This window comes from Streptococcus mitis (genome assembly GCF_003942695.1).
GTDB lineage: Bacteria > Bacillota > Bacilli > Lactobacillales > Streptococcaceae > Streptococcus > Streptococcus mitis_BD.
Genome location: NZ_RJNU01000004.1, coordinates 24,733 through 40,572, shown reverse-complemented (window position 1 = coordinate 40,572; position 15,840 = coordinate 24,733). Strand labels below are relative to the sequence as shown.

At 36.2% G+C, this 15,840-nt stretch carries 13 protein-coding genes, 2 pseudogenes and 1 CRISPR repeat array (1 of these 16 only partly in view); of the genes and pseudogenes, 2 read left to right on the top strand and 13 right to left on the bottom strand.

Annotation, left to right across the window (positions count from 1 at the left end; genetic code table 11):
• Nucleotides 1-337: a CRISPR direct-repeat array (repeat unit 25 nt; unit sequence GTCTCAATTCCTTATAGGTAAGGTA); it reaches 223 nt to the left of the window's first position.
• A 542-nt stretch (nt 338-879) separates the two neighbouring features.
• The 10 genes and pseudogenes from cas1 to cas6 form a co-directional block, all read right to left on the bottom strand.
• Nucleotides 880-1,650 (bottom strand): annotated as a pseudogene (gene cas1, locus D8852_RS10145) (CRISPR-associated endonuclease Cas1).
• Between the two features lie 24 nt (nt 1,651-1,674).
• Nucleotides 1,675-2,187, bottom strand: coding sequence for a hypothetical protein (locus D8852_RS04115; protein ID WP_125425390.1), 513 nt, complete (start codon nt 2,185-2,187; stop codon nt 1,675-1,677).
• A complete protein-coding gene (locus D8852_RS04110; RefSeq protein WP_125425388.1) occupies nt 2,188-4,332 on the bottom strand; it encodes a hypothetical protein in 2,145 nt (714 codons plus the stop codon). It lies immediately after the preceding gene.
• A 14-nt stretch (nt 4,333-4,346) separates the two neighbouring features.
• Nucleotides 4,347-5,156, bottom strand: coding sequence for a type III-B CRISPR module RAMP protein Cmr6 (gene cmr6 / locus D8852_RS04105; protein WP_061416786.1), 810 nt, complete (start codon nt 5,154-5,156; stop codon nt 4,347-4,349).
• A gap of 2 nt (nt 5,157-5,158) precedes the next feature.
• Entirely contained in the window at nt 5,159-5,572 is a 414-nt protein-coding gene (locus tag D8852_RS04100; protein ID WP_223327673.1) for a hypothetical protein, read from the bottom strand.
• Nucleotides 5,565-6,266 (bottom strand): RAMP superfamily CRISPR-associated protein, encoded by a 702-nt coding sequence (locus D8852_RS04095; protein WP_125425386.1) that lies wholly within the window; start codon nt 6,264-6,266, stop codon nt 5,565-5,567. The genes D8852_RS04100 and D8852_RS04095 overlap by 8 nt, the downstream gene beginning before the upstream one ends.
• A gap of 3 nt (nt 6,267-6,269) precedes the next feature.
• On the bottom strand, nt 6,270-7,562 hold the full coding sequence (locus D8852_RS04090; protein WP_125425384.1) for a hypothetical protein: 1,293 nt from the start codon (nt 7,560-7,562) through the stop codon (nt 6,270-6,272).
• Nucleotides 7,562-9,199, bottom strand: a complete 1,638-nt coding sequence (gene cas10, locus D8852_RS04085) for a type III-B CRISPR-associated protein Cas10/Cmr2 (RefSeq protein WP_125425382.1) — start codon at nt 9,197-9,199, stop codon at nt 7,562-7,564. Before cas10 ends, D8852_RS04090 begins: the two co-directional genes overlap by 1 nt.
• Nucleotides 9,200-9,203: 4 nt before the next feature.
• Nucleotides 9,204-10,391, bottom strand: coding sequence for a hypothetical protein (locus tag D8852_RS04080; RefSeq protein ID WP_125833823.1), 1,188 nt, complete (start codon nt 10,389-10,391; stop codon nt 9,204-9,206).
• Nucleotides 10,392-10,400: 9 nt separating this feature from the next.
• Nucleotides 10,401-11,129 (bottom strand): CRISPR-associated endoribonuclease Cas6, encoded by a 729-nt coding sequence (gene cas6 / locus D8852_RS04075; protein ID WP_125426058.1) that lies wholly within the window; start codon nt 11,127-11,129, stop codon nt 10,401-10,403.
• A gap of 881 nt (nt 11,130-12,010) precedes the next feature.
• Between cas6 and D8852_RS04070 the strand changes: the two are divergent.
• Together D8852_RS04070 and D8852_RS04065 are read left to right on the top strand one after the other, a co-directional pair.
• Nucleotides 12,011-12,409, top strand: a pseudogene (locus D8852_RS04070) (site-specific integrase); the annotation flags it as partial.
• A gap of 71 nt (nt 12,410-12,480) precedes the next feature.
• Nucleotides 12,481-12,780, top strand: a complete 300-nt coding sequence (locus tag D8852_RS04065) for a YbaB/EbfC family nucleoid-associated protein (RefSeq protein ID WP_061416779.1) — start codon at nt 12,481-12,483, stop codon at nt 12,778-12,780.
• A 46-nt stretch (nt 12,781-12,826) separates the two neighbouring features.
• On the opposite strand, the gene D8852_RS04060 is transcribed toward D8852_RS04065, so the two are convergent.
• The 3 genes from D8852_RS04060 to rocS form a co-directional block, all read right to left on the bottom strand.
• A complete protein-coding gene (locus D8852_RS04060; RefSeq protein ID WP_125426061.1) occupies nt 12,827-14,590 on the bottom strand; it encodes a glycerophosphoryl diester phosphodiesterase membrane domain-containing protein in 1,764 nt (587 codons plus the stop codon).
• Nucleotides 14,591-14,598: 8 nt separating this feature from the next.
• Nucleotides 14,599-15,189 (bottom strand): 3'-5' exonuclease, encoded by a 591-nt coding sequence (locus D8852_RS04055; RefSeq protein ID WP_000413622.1) that lies wholly within the window; start codon nt 15,187-15,189, stop codon nt 14,599-14,601.
• An 81-nt stretch (nt 15,190-15,270) separates the two neighbouring features.
• Entirely contained in the window at nt 15,271-15,765 is a 495-nt protein-coding gene (rocS, locus tag D8852_RS04050) for a chromosome segregation protein RocS (RefSeq protein ID WP_000021247.1), read from the bottom strand.
• Nucleotides 15,766-15,840: the final 75 nt, after the last annotated feature.

Sequence of the window (15,840 nt, the reverse complement as noted above, 5' to 3'; positions counted from 1 at the left end):
AGAGGTCTCAATTCCTTATAGGTAAGGTAAGGTAGAACTTAAAATGGATATAGTAATTTACGGTCAGCCGGGTTGTCAACAATGCAAGTCTCAATTCCTTATAGGTAAGGTAGAACTTCCAAAAGAAGATTTTCAGGTCATCGACTATAAGGTCGATGGTGAGTCTCAATTCCTTATAGGCAAGGTAGAACAAGAAGCAGGATTGTCACCGAAAGGTGAGTTCTATATGTGGGTTCTGAAGTCTCAATTCCTTATAGGTAAGGTAGAACTTTTCTCATTCGACGCAGAGACTAACGGACTCTGGGGACAAGCGTCTCAATTCCTTATAGGTAAGGTATAACGTCCAACTTATAGTGTTCAAGTCACTCACTGGGACACTTCAGATCGTCGCCCAAAGATAATGTCTCAATTCCTTATAGGTAAGGTATAACAATTTGCTTCATCATATCCTAACGTGGGAGATAGAGTCTCAATTCCTTATAGGTAAGGTAGAACGATTCACGTCAGGTTGAGAAGCCACATTACCTAGACCCACATTGTCTCAATTCCTTATAGGTAAGGTATAACCAAAGAGCTGCTGGGAGAAATTAAAAAGTCTCATAGGAGACAGTCAAATCTCAATTCCTTATAGGTAAGGTATAACAGAATCACGAATTGAGGTTCTGGCTTTTGTTGTAGGAAGCAACGTCTCAATTCCTTATAGGTAAGGTATAACAACAGTATTTTCGCTGTTTCTAGATTGATTGTATCAAAAAATAGGGCTTTTTTCAAGATTTCGATGAAAAAAGTCGGTCGATCTTTTTGTACCCATCGCTCATAAAACGCTTGGTTGACAGCTTTTTAAAAATATACAAAATATCGAAAAGATCGACCGACTTTTTAATAGTATTTGTAGGGTTTAAAGCGTTTCAAGTCCCCATCTTGCTGCAATATTCTCTTAAACTGCCGTATGTCGTGCTGGATGAGCTGGGCATAGGTATAGGTCGAGCCTCCCATGACTAGCCTCGTCTGTAGCTTTTCCTCAAAACTTCGCAAGACGATATACTTCCCTTCACGATTCAGATAAACCGATCCGTCTTCCCTTTCTTCAAAATGATCTGTAGTATTAATTTGATGTTTATTGATCAAGCTCAAAATCACTCGATCCACGATAACTGGCTTCATATAATCCGCAAAATCCAGATGCAAACTATAAGGACGATTATTTGAAGCATGCAGCACTCCGATTTTAGGATCTAGTCTAGCCTGCCAGATCAAGCGCAGAACACGACTATACAAAATCGTATTGCAAAAGCTAATCAAAGCATTTAGTGGATCTCAAGGTGGCCGCTTGGTTCGCTTAACAAAAGAAAAACCACTTTGATTCAAAATCTCATTAAACATAGGATAGTATATCTGCTTGACCCGTGCCTCTAAAAGCATCAAATCATCGACCGACTTTTTGCGATGAACTTCCTTAATCGCCATCGTCAAGTCTTTCTCAATCGCTAAAAGAAGCTTATTGGACTTATATCTTTTAAGATAATAGCGACAGTTTGCCCGCAAATTATGAAAATGCGATAATTCAAACTGCTTGGACAACAGCAAACGCTTCTCCTCGTCCAGATACACTTGGCACTGCTTCAATAAAAGCGGAGCTGGACTCTTCATGGTCTCAGGAATAACGAAAACATCTCACTCACCAAGCAGTCTTTGGATGATACGACTTGATAGTCTGACATCATCTAGCGCATTATGTAGTCTTCCTTCGAAATGCGAAACTAAATCCAGTCGGTTTCCAATGGGTTCAAATCCTCTTGCGTACAAAAGACTGGCAACATCAATAATAGGGAAAGGAGCCAAAAATGCTCTATTTTTCCTATCCTTTTCTACTATCTTATGGAAAAGCCGACTCTCTACAGGAAAGGGTACATCTGCAAAGCAACGCGCGGAAATCCTATAAGTACACCAGAGCTGCCAGACCTCTTCCAAAAGTTCCTCTTCTGTAGCAAAGGCTTGGTAAGCTCCGATGTAGGGAATGACATGTTCCAACACCCAGGCTTCTTTTGTCTCCGCGATCTGCTTAGGTATACCACCGTAGAAAGAAGCTACTTCCGTTCCATCTAACTTTGTGACCAAAACAGCCATGGTCAGCAGAGGTCCATAAAGTCCATCCACCTCAGCATCTACAATAAAACGATACTCCATTTAATATCTCCATTTCTGAGAAAAAGACCAAAGCTTATCAGAAATAGTCTCCGATTTTTGATCAAGATTATCAAAAAAGTTTTCCCATTCCCTCAGCAATTCTTCCGTTTCCGAAAAATCAACATCGTTTTTGCCAGTATAGCCCTTCATCATTTTTTCCAATTGATGAAGGGTAGTTTTTAATTTTTCGTAAGTATTAGATTTTTTCCCTTGCAACTTCTCGCAGCTAATTTTAGCTGCATAGATTGGGATGGAGCGTAGTTCCAGCGTGAAACTATCTTGGTTTCTCATACATACTTTAATAGCCTTGTCATAGCAATTCAGGCTGTCTTCCATTTTTCCCTCAAAACGATAATAATTAGCAAAATTCCAATATACTATCTCCATAGGATGATGAAAAATTTTCTCCGTAGTGACTAACTTTGTTAACTTATTTCGCTTGTGAAATGAAAAGAACTCTTGATAGATTGGATGTTTGACAAAGGCAGTATAAAGTAGTTTAGCAAATTCTATATCCTGCTGATAAGCCTCAGTCATGATTAAAGAGTAATACATGGCATAGAACTGTTGACTAATGGTTGTCTCTTGTCGCTCAACCCTATCCCAAAAATCTTGAATCACAACCTCATCTATCTCACTATCCATCCTATGATCATAGTCAATCGCTAAAATCAACCAATGAAGCGCAGCTTTAGCATCCTTTCTCAGAAGTTCAATTCTACTACGATATTGCCGATGGCGTTCCAATTCTCCTGGGAAACTCGGATACTGTTGCAAGCCCTCATCAGATAAACGGATAATAGTCTCTAATTTAAAATCTTCCTGCTGGGTTTGAAACAAGAGACTATAGATTTCCATACAGAGAACATCCCCATAGTATTCGGACTTCAAGGATTGAAAATAATTTGAAATTGAATCATAAGCTAACAATAAATCTAGCAGCTCTTTAAAAATAACTCGGAGATCTGCCATTAAGTGAGAAGCTTTTTTATACTGACCACTGTCAATATAAAATACAGCGAGTTTTTCCTTGATTCGATAGAGACTAAAAAGATTTTCTAAGCTATTTTCAGAAATCTTTACCAATTCCAAACTTTGAGAAATGACTTGACCTGCTTGACAAGAACGGCCAGAACGCAGGTAGACATCGCTTAGTTGCAGGAATACTTCAAAGGTAAACAACTCATATGGATACCTTTTATCTCTTAAAAGTGGCAGTAGTTGATCACAAATCTCTGTAAATATCTCAATAGATTTCTCATAATCATCCTGTCTCGCTGTATAAGCTAAAATCTCCGAAGCAAACTGTTTTAATTGCGACTTCAGTACTCTATAACTCAAATACTTCATTCGGTCGACAATCAGATGTAAATATGTTCCCTTGGTCTTTATAGTTTGGGAGGTATAGTATTCCATCAGAGCTTCTGATACATCGTTTTGAGCAAGCAAAAATCGGATGCGACTGTCTGAAGACAGTGTTGACAGAGAAAATACATAAGAATCCTCAAATAAATTGCGCAAGACTGCTCTCTGATCTCGAAAAACTGGAAGGTCTCGCAAATACATCCGCCGAATATTCGAAGCAAAATCCGCCAAAATTAACTTTTGTGATTCCGTCGCTTTTTTCAACTGAAATTGAACATCTGTCCCAGAACGATAGCTGACTTCACTTGTTTTTAAACTCGTTGTAAAGGAACGCTTATATTCAGACTCCTGAATATGGACACGCTCCTCTATACCTTTTCGAGCTACACGACTGGCAATGATAATATTCAATCTAATATCACCATATTTTGCCTCTAATAGCTGCGTGAGTTGCACGAGACCCTCGGATAAGATTTGTAAATACAGTTGTCTATTGTCTCCATTTCCCTGCCACTCAATATTTTCAAAAAAGATATAACGCGCATCCGTCTGATTTTTAAATTCAATCAATTTAGGAATAACATATTGCTTTTTCTGATTTGGGGTCATATTCATCGCATGATTTAATGAGTCATCATTAAGAATGCTAGAAAAGTTAAAGTTTTTAATAGCAGCCTTTTCAACTAGCACACCACCGAGAAAAGAGTAAATTTCCTCTCTTTGAGACTCAGAATCTGCAAATTTTCCACTTTCATCCAGCCACAACTCAAATTGTTTCATAAAAGCTTCCTCTGCTACTCTAACTGTCCGAAACCAACATTCGTTTTGGCGCCAATGCCTACATCAGTCAAGATGCTTTTAAATAACTCTATTTTTTCTTTAACCGTAACCTTAACTCCGTCTGAAAGCTGACAATCTTTCAGATAAAAGCCAAACTCAAAAGAGATCCCAGGCTTAACTTTCAGACAGTTGATTGGAATAGGATTCTTGATAATGTCACTATGAGGCGTAATGAATTCCAACGCTAGGCACTGTTGCTTCGTTTTATTTTTAGAAGTTGGATAAGCATCTAAAAAGACATCATTATCTTCAAAAATATCATCTTTCAAGCCATAGATTTCTTCATCAGAAAGTTCTGGTTTAAGAAGTGACTGAATATACTTCATCTTTTGTTGATTAATATCATCTTTGGTATCTTCTTTCCTAGGAAAGACGCTTTTCAGTATCCCTTTGACAGAGGAGCCAGGTATATAGGGCAGTCCCGTTACATAATCAAAAGAAAAGCCAGAATAAATAGAACCCTTTGATTTCAAATCATGGGGATTGCCCGTTCCTATCATGAGACCAGGATAAATAGTTTCCAAAGAAAAGGTTTTGACACTTGCTACACCTTTTGAAGCATTCTTCAAATGCTCCAGAGGTGATAGAGAAAGGTCAAATTTAAAATCCTGCAAAGCCATATTTCTATCACGAAATTGCTCCTCACTAGATTTTTTTTGCCTACCCAGTTCATAAACTAAACCTGATGCTCCTTTCCTCTCCTCTAATCCTTTAAAATATTCATGATAGTAGATATAAGACATGTTTTTTGAACTAAACATCATCCTTACCCTCCATTTTTCTCATCTTCCTTGACTTTTTGATCTTTTGACTCAATTTCAAACAAGTTTAACCCTAGTTTGATTGCGATTGCTGCATGCAATACATCCTCTTTAATAGCGAAACTCTCATTATCATTTTTGAACGATGTAACATACTCAAACAAGGTGGTTTCTTTAATGGCTGTGTTTTCTTTCTTCAATACCTCCAAAATCATAACAGGTAGCTTGGTACGATCTTCTTTGGCATTTTTTGATGCAGCCGAATAGTAGGCAACTGCTGCAGGGAGACTTCCCATAGTAACCGCCGCTCCAAAAGAAGCGATATATCCTCGAAACTCATTTGGAATTGGCTCCGAAAGCTCTTTTTTAATCACCTCAACAGCAATAGGAAGCAACCGATTAATTCTGTTCTTATCCATTGTTTGCTCCTTCTTCATTTCCTGAAATTACTTTAATAACCTTGCAAAGTCCATAACCTACGGAAGCATTTGCGCCAAACTGGATGATTTTATCTCTCACCGAATCTTTAAAATTTTCTAGAAGATTTTCTGGCTCACTGGTTGAATCCACCACTGCAAAATAGAAAATCGACTTATGGGGCACAACTTCCTCATACCACAAATTAGTTTGTTCTCCGACCTTATTCCGAGCAATTACTGGTAAACCATACTTTTCGTAGCAAGAATTATCTTCGTCCAGAGTTATCTTCTCATCTCCGCCCTTTATATCTGCTATTGAAACATCTTCTAATTGAAAATTTTTAAGCATTTTCTTGAAATCGTCACAAGCTGTTTTCGGAGCATGTATTGAATAAGGCTTATCCCCACCACTTATCGAACGAATTGGCAGGGCTAGTAGATTCGCGCTAAGAAATTTTAATGCGCCTGAAGTAGTAATCTTACTACTTTCCGAACCGAATATTTCATTAATCTTCGATAAGTCGCTTTCTTCAAAGAAGGCTCTCAGAGCACCTTTGACACCTGAAGAGTTGATCGTCGGAAATCCCGTCACAACATCTCGCTCCACTTCGTTATCAATAATGTTAAAATTAACATCTCCATTTCCTACATGCAAATTTGTTAAACATTCAATGACAAAAATTTTTGCTTTCATTTTTTACACCTTACTTCCTTCAATTTTGCAAATAACATTATAGCCTGCTGCTTCTATGCCAGATTTTAACGGAATTTTATCATCACCATAAAAGACACTGCCCGCCTTGTATAGAAGGTGATGGCCTTGCAGACTGAGACCTTTCAGACGATTTTCCTTAAGGTCTGTATGAAGCTGACGAACTAGTTTTTCCTCTAAGATCGCAAAGCCTGTCACATCATTTAAGAGGCACACATCTGAGAGGCAGTAATGCCAGGTTTGCCCTTTTGGAGTATGTTTCTGGAAATGCTTTGTGATTTCACTTTCTAAATTATTTTCATTATTTTCAGATTTCTGAACAGAAACCTTGAAAAGAGAACCCTTCTGGCCCATTGAGACAAGGCCGCCCGTCAACTGAACACCCTCTTTCACCGTCACATAAACTGCAAATTCGTAGCCTTTCTGCAGCTGATGTACCTCTCGCTTGAATAAGCGATCCTCGTCAAAACTTTGGGATAATTTTTCTAATTCTTCTTGAAAGTGATTTACCTCCCTTTTGTTATATTTTTCTAACAAATCCATGAAATCATTTATAAAATCGGTTAAACTAAGATTGCTATTCTTATCTAAATTAGAAACTTCCTGTTTCTGTTTCATAGTGGCATTCACAAACAACTTACACAAATCTAGAAGATTTTGCTTCAGTTTCACCAGATCATTCTGCGTAACACGCCTTACACCAGTCACTACTTTAGTCCTAAATATATCTTCGATTGTCTCTAAACGACCTGTATTAATATTGTAATAACCATCCCCATATCCTTCTTTAGGATTATATTCCTTAGATTTAGGCAGAGCGATTTCACCAAAACTAGTTGACAGTGTAAATTCTTTCTCTAGTATCATTGGTTCAAACTGATCAATCCCCTCTCTCCCCTGCTTGTTGTTAAAAGGATTTAGTATGACGATTTCCTTACTATTTTTACGCAAAAAGATTGGAGAGATTTTTTCTAATTTTCCGAAACTTTGTACACCTCCATTTAGAGAAAAGCTCTTCTCTCCGATTAGATCTTTCATATTATCCCGCGTATCGTCATCATACTGAAAATTCTGGTTCAACTGAATCCCATTGCTGACTAAGATAAGATAGCGTATCATCCCAAAGACTGTGGACTGTTCAGGAACGCGATTAGTGCGGATAAAATAAGGAGCGTATTCATCCTCCGAATAGTTATTTTTACCGACAAAGCTAAAGCGTCTATCTGAACCAAAAGAATAGTCTCCTAGCGGTCTAAACGTCACAAGATAGTCTGTCATCACTTACCTCCCTGCCAAAACTTTACCAAAAATAAAATAGCCTGCAACTCCTTGGTATAGTATTCTCCTATACTCATCTTTCGCTTTGTACAAATTCCATCAACCTTTTCTTTCGTATCTACCATATCTTGATCTTGATATTCTTCCAAATAGTTGTTATAGAAAAATTCAGCTATTTTTTCCAGATAGTCATGATAGGTCAACTGGTTAGGATTGTTAAAGTTATTTAAAAACCTAGTTTTATATTTTTGAAAGTCAAATTCATTCTGTGCGGTTTTTTCAAACAACAACTTAAAAATAATTTCTGTATCCTGTAGATTATAGAGGACCGATTCCAGTGCTTGATCGTTCGTAGTTGCTCGATAGTTTATCAGATTATCAATCATCTCTAACTTCTCGTTTTCTACCATCAATTGAACGGTTTTTCCGCTGTGTTTTACCAACTCTATCCCTAGACGATTACCTCCACTGATTTTACTACCATTCGGACGTTTACCACAACTCTCTTTAGCCTTATAAAGTTGAACTCTAGCTCTTTCCAGCGCTTCATATAGAGGATATTTGACATACTGAACAGCAACACCAAAAGACAAGCTGACATTGATTTCAACATCTGACAGAATTTCTTTCAGGCCTTTTTTCAAGGTATTTTTAAACGTTTCGTCCAATTCACTACATAAGGAAAAAATAGAATGAACAGGAGCAATAAATAGTAAATCATCCCCACCAGCATAAATAGTCATCCCCCCATATTTTCCGACAAGTTCAGCCGCTTCACCAGCATAGTCTAAACAAGCCTTCGAAAAACTATTTATCCTCTCAGACTGTTTAGAGATTTCTACATCTTTACATAAAGCTTTCAAAAGAGTTCCGACCTTATCCCCATCCGAATTAACGACTGCGTAGTATTCGCTTCTGGTCGGTGTTACCTCACCATCAGGAATCTCTTCAGAGGAGTTTTCCTCTTTCTTTCGAGATAGAGCAATGTCTTCAATTGACTTTAAATCGGAACTATCATCTGGATGTTTTATAACCAACTGACTATTTGGTTTGGTATCTGTAAATAGCTTACTTTCTTTAATATAGATATTCCGATTGCCTTTCTTGCCTGCAAAGAATGGAGCAAGTAAGTTCATATCTGTTCTTCCCTTACCTGCTGCCATTAGCTCCAGCGCATCCAAAGCATCATTCAGTATTATAGCTATATTATTTCCAGCTTTTTCACTTTTTCCTATAATTTCGATAGTTTTTTCATTAAGAAGAACAAAATCAATTCTCAGATAATTGTTAATAAAATTCTCAATCTGCCCTGAATTAAACTTTCCAAATTTCCCAGCCATTTCTTTCTTCACTGCTGAAATTATATTCTTTAATTCTTCCTCAGTTACTGTATTATCATCAACTGAAAGTAAAATCCGATCATGGTAACGACCAATACCATCTTCTTGTGGATTTTGATTACTATTAGAATCATAAAACGGTGAAAAAATCTTAACAGCTGGAATCTCAACAAGCTTTTCACAGAGTTTCTTTGTCACCGTTGAGAAAAAATAACTGCCAAACCACAAACCTGCCGGAGAGATTGCCTCTCCAATAGTTTTAAAAATCGGACCGATTGTTATACCTACATATTTCATTTATTCATCTCCTTTGTTCAACTTTAAGCACTTTTGATGAAACTAAAATATTGCTACAATTATCATTGTAATATGCTACTGCATAATCTAAAAAATGTTGTAAGTTGAATTCTTTAGACGGTGTTTTAAGTGATATGCTACAACTAGGCTTTGGATTAAATTTCTCAAAGTTAAATTCTTGGTTAAAGATTCTATAATCTAGTTTCAAAGGAATAATATAGACAAAATTATTTATGACTTTAAAAAATATAGGAGAAGGAAAACGTTGAATAATTCTTTTATTATGTGTAACTTTAACTTTATCTGGTATATTATTATGTCTATCTCTGAATATCAATACAGGACTTAAACCTAATAACGCACGAACATAGTGCGGATTGTTGTTTTTTGGATATGTATACCTTCTAAAATTACCAAATTCTCTAACCACTTTTTTCTGTTTCAACTCGGCTTTTTCATTCCCTATATCTATTTTAAATAAATTTTTTTCTTTATCATGCATATACATAAATAAAGCACTTCTGGCATATTTACCTTTGTAATTATAGCCACTCTTAATTATTTTATAGAACTGCTCAATATTTTCAAAAATCACTTTTATCTTGTTTGATCCCCTCCGATCATTAGATTGTTTATTTAAATCCATTTTATAAAGAGTCTTTAATCCAAACTCTTCCATTAAGATTTTTTCAATATTTTCTTGCTCAACCTGATCATTTTTCCCAGAATCAATTACAGTGAAACTACCGTACCCTTTCCCTTGTGCAGCCCCAAAATTTGTTACAATAAAGAATTCTTTAATGTGCTCCACAATAAATTTCTGAAGTTCAGAATCAAAACAAGTAATAGTCATTTTAGGATTTGTTTCTACTCTACGTTTCTCATCCCTAGCAAAATACAATTCAAAGTTGCCTTCGTTATTATTTGGCTTTTTATCAAATTTATCTTCATTTTCTTTACTCTTATAAATGATGCTAGGACTATTGTCAATAAATTTCATTTTATAAGCCAAAGAGTGATTTTTGAAACGTTTTTTCAGACTTGGAACTTTCTTCATCAAGTACCGATCAAATTTTGGCTTGACTTCACTAGCACGCAAAGTGGCTCCTTCTTCTTCCGGCTGGAAATGAATAATTGGCGCATGACATTTTAAGTCAAGCTCTAACTTACAATTCCTAAATTCCATATCCATTTTATCCTCCTATTCTTCAATTACAAACATTCCGAATCCCATCGAATTCTTCTCACCAAGCCCAACTTGATAGAGGAAATCCAACACCTCCGCATCTCCTCTTATCCCAAATTCTCCTTTCCAACCCGTTATGAGATAGTCTTTGTATTTGGTAACAAATTTATTCTTTAAAGAAAAATTTATCGGCTCTATATCAAATCTACCTGTCGGTACTTTATGATAATAAGCTTGATATTTCCTCGCAAAATTCTCCATGATTCTGCTCTTAAATTCCGTATCAAACGGATTGTAATACAATGTTTTTTTAGTCTCAGCATCTGTAGAACGAACTACCAAGGGAGAAATCATCCGAATCTTATAAGAAGTCCCCGTTAATTTCTTCTGTTCAATTTTTACATTTAAAATTTTTACAAGGTTTCGACCAATTCGCAATTTATCTAGATTTGACAAAGCCTCTGCAATAGTGAATAAAATGGATTGATCAATCGTTCTAATTTCAAAACGCACCTTATCAAGAAACTCTATTCGTTTTCCTCGCATTTTATATTGACCTTGCAACAACGAAAATGTAAACAACTTAAAATGTTTGTCCTCAAACTGATGACCTATCTCATGAAGTTGCGCAGACAAGTCTTTCTTATTTTTCAATAAATTATAAATCATCGATTGAAGAAGGTAATTATAGTTTACTGGCAAGATAAACTGATCAATTTTTTGCAGTTCAATTAATAATTGCATCCTAGATTCCTCCCTGAATTAATACACATCTTCTTATATTATAGATATTACAAAATTTTGTAACCGCTGTCAAATTATATTGTTATATTTTATCATCTTAAATCAACTGTGAAATCACTGCTTGCTCTTCAAATCAAATAAATAGTGCTACAACTTGTTGATACCAATAATTCAGTATTCAAAAATCTTGCAGTAGATTTAGCTAATACAAAATTAAAATAGACGAGAATAACTTAGCAGTTATTTCAGATTGAAGAAAAAGTCTATTTTGGACAATTTGCTAGTGAGTCATCGTATTCAACATTCAAATGGTGATAAAGACTTTCCACACGGTAATAGCGGTTTTGAATCATTTTATACAACAATCAGTATTGAGCATAAAGGCTTCAAAGCTGAATTGTTTAGTTACCTAAACTTCTTAATTAAAAGGTGACTGACTAGCTTTCCAAAAAGCTGTTTAGAATATAAACAAAATGCATGTTTTGTTCTTGTTACAAATGGAAGAATGAACGAACTAGTTTGTAAAACTTTATATAATTTATAATAATAAAAGAATTGGACGTATTTCAGTAAGTTCTATTGGAGAAAATTTGGCTTTTCAATAGAGTTCAAAAATGATATAATCAATAATGTACTTCAATGATACTGTCTCAACCAAAGCTAGTGAGTTAATATTAGCCACGATTTCAGTAAACTGACAGGTGAGAAAATATGTCATAGAAAGCGAGGGAACCTCCACAAGAGTAGAGTTCGAGTAATACGAATCTAAGTATAGACTTCATAGCTTAATCAAGTAATATTTAAACTATCTGTTGATTATCTTTATAAGATTTCTACGTAAGAAAATATTTTAAAAGAGGATAAGCGTGGTGCTTTTTATACGTCGAATTTACATTCATAAAGCATTCGTTCAAGAACTAACGCAATGGAAAGAAAAACAAGCTCACCTATTAGTAGAGTTTACGGACAATACAGAAGACTTACAAATCTTTCAAGACAGTCCTTTACAACTGACTGCTCCAATGGTTTCTAATCAAAAGATTAAATTGAAAAAAAGAATGCCTGCATCATTAAAAATGATTCGTAATCACGATTTCCGACACTCACATGCAGCGTTTCTAGTTTCAAAAGGACTCAGAAACAGTGAAGGAAAAGATTATATATTTTTTACACTTATGAAACGACTTGGACACAGTAGTATTAATACAACAATCAACATCTACTCTCACCTATTCCCAACTCAACAAAAAGAAGTCGCCAATGCTTTTGACAACTTTTAGGGCAAAAAATGGCAAAAAAATTTATTAAACAAGGCTCAAAGCCTTGATACGAAAGGAATCTTAAAAATCTTATGATGAACATGCAAAACATGATGCGTCAAGCACAAAAACTTCAAAAACAAATGGAACAAAGTCAAGCAGAACTCGCTGCCATGCAATTTGTTGGAAAATCTGCTCAAGACCTTGTTCAAGCAACTTTAACTGGAGACAAAAAGGTGGTCAGCATTGACTTTAACCCAGCAGTTGTAGATCCAGAAGACCTAGAAACCTTGTCTGATATGACCGTTCAAGCCATCAACGCTGCTCTAGAACAAATCGACGAAACGACTAAGAAAAAACTAGGTGCTTTCGCTGGAAAATTACCATTCTAATCACCTACAGAAAAAGGAGGAAGGTTCACTTCTCCTTTTTTCTCTGTTAAAAATTAAAGAATTCCGTAGCTTTTTTCAAAAGGAGATCGGTGTATTCTGGATCTTCCTGAGCTGCTGCTAAAGTCTCCTGTAGCATTTCCATGTCATCTGTAATCATCCCATCCACTGACAACTGCAACGATTTATCAAGTGCGTCAGAGCTATTGATGGTCCATACGTAAAGCTTTTGTTCTGTATACCAAAGTTTAGTGACAAAATATTCATCCAATGTTGAATACTCCATAGTATAGCCCGTTGCCTTGGTTTTTGGGAAAATACTATTATAAGGCAAGATGAAATAAGCTGGAATAGTCGAATCATATTTCAAAACTTGGTCAATCACATGATAGTCTAGTGATTGCATCTGATGACCATACTGCTTGATAATCGTTCCATACTTCTCTAGAAAACGTTCCATCATTTGTGGACTGTCTTTTTTACTGGTTTTGATTTCAATCAACAATCTTTGATGAAGTTCATTCGCGCGATTGAGATAGTCATCAAAACTAGATATTTTGGTTCGATAGCCATTTTCAGAAATATCTAACCCTGTCAACTCCTCCAAAGTCAAGTCTTGAGGTCTGGCATTGATACCTGCTAAGTTCTTAAGATTGGCGTCATGCATCATCACAAACTGACCATCTTTGGTCTCCTGTACATCCATTTCAATCAAATCTGGTTTCAGTTGCGCTGTTTTTTCCAAAGACTGTACAGTGTTTTGTACACCATTTTTATTTGAAACGCCCCTATGTGAAATGACTAAAGGGGTATTTGTCACAGGAGCTTCTAGATAGATGTAACCTTCCAGCGCAAAAAAGATACTAGCGCAGCCCATAACTCCCCATCTCATCAAATGGTCTTTTTTTCTTCTTGGCATAATCTCCAGTTCCTCACCGGTCAAAAAGGAGACAAACTTAACAAGGAAATAGGTCAAGGCCATATAGTGGATGTTTTTTATCAAGACAAAGTTGATAACTCCAAGAATCAGTGATTCTTTCTGTGTTAAATTGTCAATTACAATCTGTCCTATTAGCAAGGGAGTCAAGAGAAGGAAGAAAAAGAGATAGGTTTTAATAATAATGAGTAGCAAGTTCCAAGCATAAAAGAGAACTTGTTTTTTTGTCTTTTGCAGACTAAATTTTACTCCCTCTCTCACAGTCTTCTTTTCAAAGAGAATCTTTGGAAGGACAAACATGAGTCGGACAGACACATAGAGCAAAATCCAAGCAGATGCAAAAATCATCAAACCTACTAGCCAGTACTTGTCTTCCAGATAAGTTACGATAAAGTCTGGAATAACGATTTTATTTAAGTAATAAATTTTTAAAATTTTCCTGATGAAAGGAAAGAGCATGGCTACGTAGAAGAAGACAAAGGCCATCTTACAGAAGCTCAAGCGTTTCATGAACAGAAAACTTTGCTGGAAAACTTTGCGACTGTACTCAATCAAGGTTCTCTTTTCGTGGTAGAGAAGGTGACGCGCCCCAATAAAGAGGAGGCAAATCTGGAAATAGGCCACCAAAAGATTGATTACAATCAAGACGAGAAAGGCAAGACTGATTAAAGGAGAACTCGTGATAATGGCAAAAATATTATTGTAAGAAATAAACAAATAGCCCGTCTGGCTTAGTAAAAGACCAGCAAGCCAAGAATTGAGAGGTAACCACAGATATTCCACCATCATGAAAATTAAGAAAAAGAGGAAGAGAACTTTATCTAGGTTGAGGTAAATTTTCCTAAAACCTAGTTTTTTAGGTTTTTCAGGTTTCATAAGCACTCCTAGTCTAGAAATTGAGATAAGTCTAGCCCACCAAAGGGATTCATGGATAGATTACTCTGTTCTTCTAATAATAGTTTTCCTTCGTCAGACTCCAGAAAGGCTTCGTAAACACGCGCTGTCATGCGAGCATCTTCTAAACTATTATGTGATTGACCTTTAAAGCCTAAAAAATTCGCCACAGTTTGCAGTTTGAGGTTGGCAATGCCGTGTAGGTCGGAACTACGACGTTCAAAAGCCTCATCATATAGGTCGACCTTGTACTGGTCACGATAGTCCAAGCCATGCTCCAAGAGAATAGGTAAATCACTCTTGGATGCATTGTAGCCAACAATGGGTAAGTTGCCAACAAATCCCTGAAAGTATTTTAAAACTTGCTCTACTTTTGGCGCATCTTTCAAGGTTTCAGCTGTAATTCCTGTCAAACCATTGATAAAACTCTTTAAAGGCACGCTGGTATGGACATAAGAATCAAAGGCATCTATTTCATGACCATCTTGAAAACGAACTGCTGATACCTGAATTAAATGGGTAACCCCTTCGTGTTGATTGAATTCTAAGTCAAAGGCGATATAGTCTCTTAATTTTTCCATCTTTTACCTCAATTTCGACTCGATTTAAACTACAAATAAGAAAAGAAGCTATTAGGTTAGTGAATAACCCAAACAGCTTCTTTATTTTCCTCCAAATAGGCGAGCAAAAAAGCCTTTTTTGGTTGCTTGGACTTCTTCTTTTGCTTGGTCCAACTCGAGTTTCAAGCTTTCTTGATCCTTCATAGCTTGAAGAGTTAATTGTTGCTGTTGGTCCAATTGTTTGTCCTTTTCAGCAATCTGGCGATCTTTGATGCGCATCTGCTCATCTTTTTCTGCTAACTGCTGGTCTTTGGCCTTGAGTTGCTCGTACAATCGAAGAATTTCAGCATTTTTCTCATCGACCAAGATTTCCATCAGTTCGCGTTGTTTGACATCATCACTGACTGGTTCATCTTCAAAAATCGTTTTTTTGTAGATTTCTTCTAGCTTGATCAAGCCACTTCGAGTAACTACTGTTACACCTTTGTCATTTTTTTTCGTGTCTTCTTCGGGAAGTTCTTTGACACGATTGTTGATTGCCTGACGAGATAGTCCTAAGACCTCTGCAATCTCGCTGACGGTCATTTCAATACTCATAATATCCTCTGAAACGTTTTCTAGCTTTTCTTTATTTAAATCTTATCATAAGCAAGAAAAACTGTCAAATTTTGG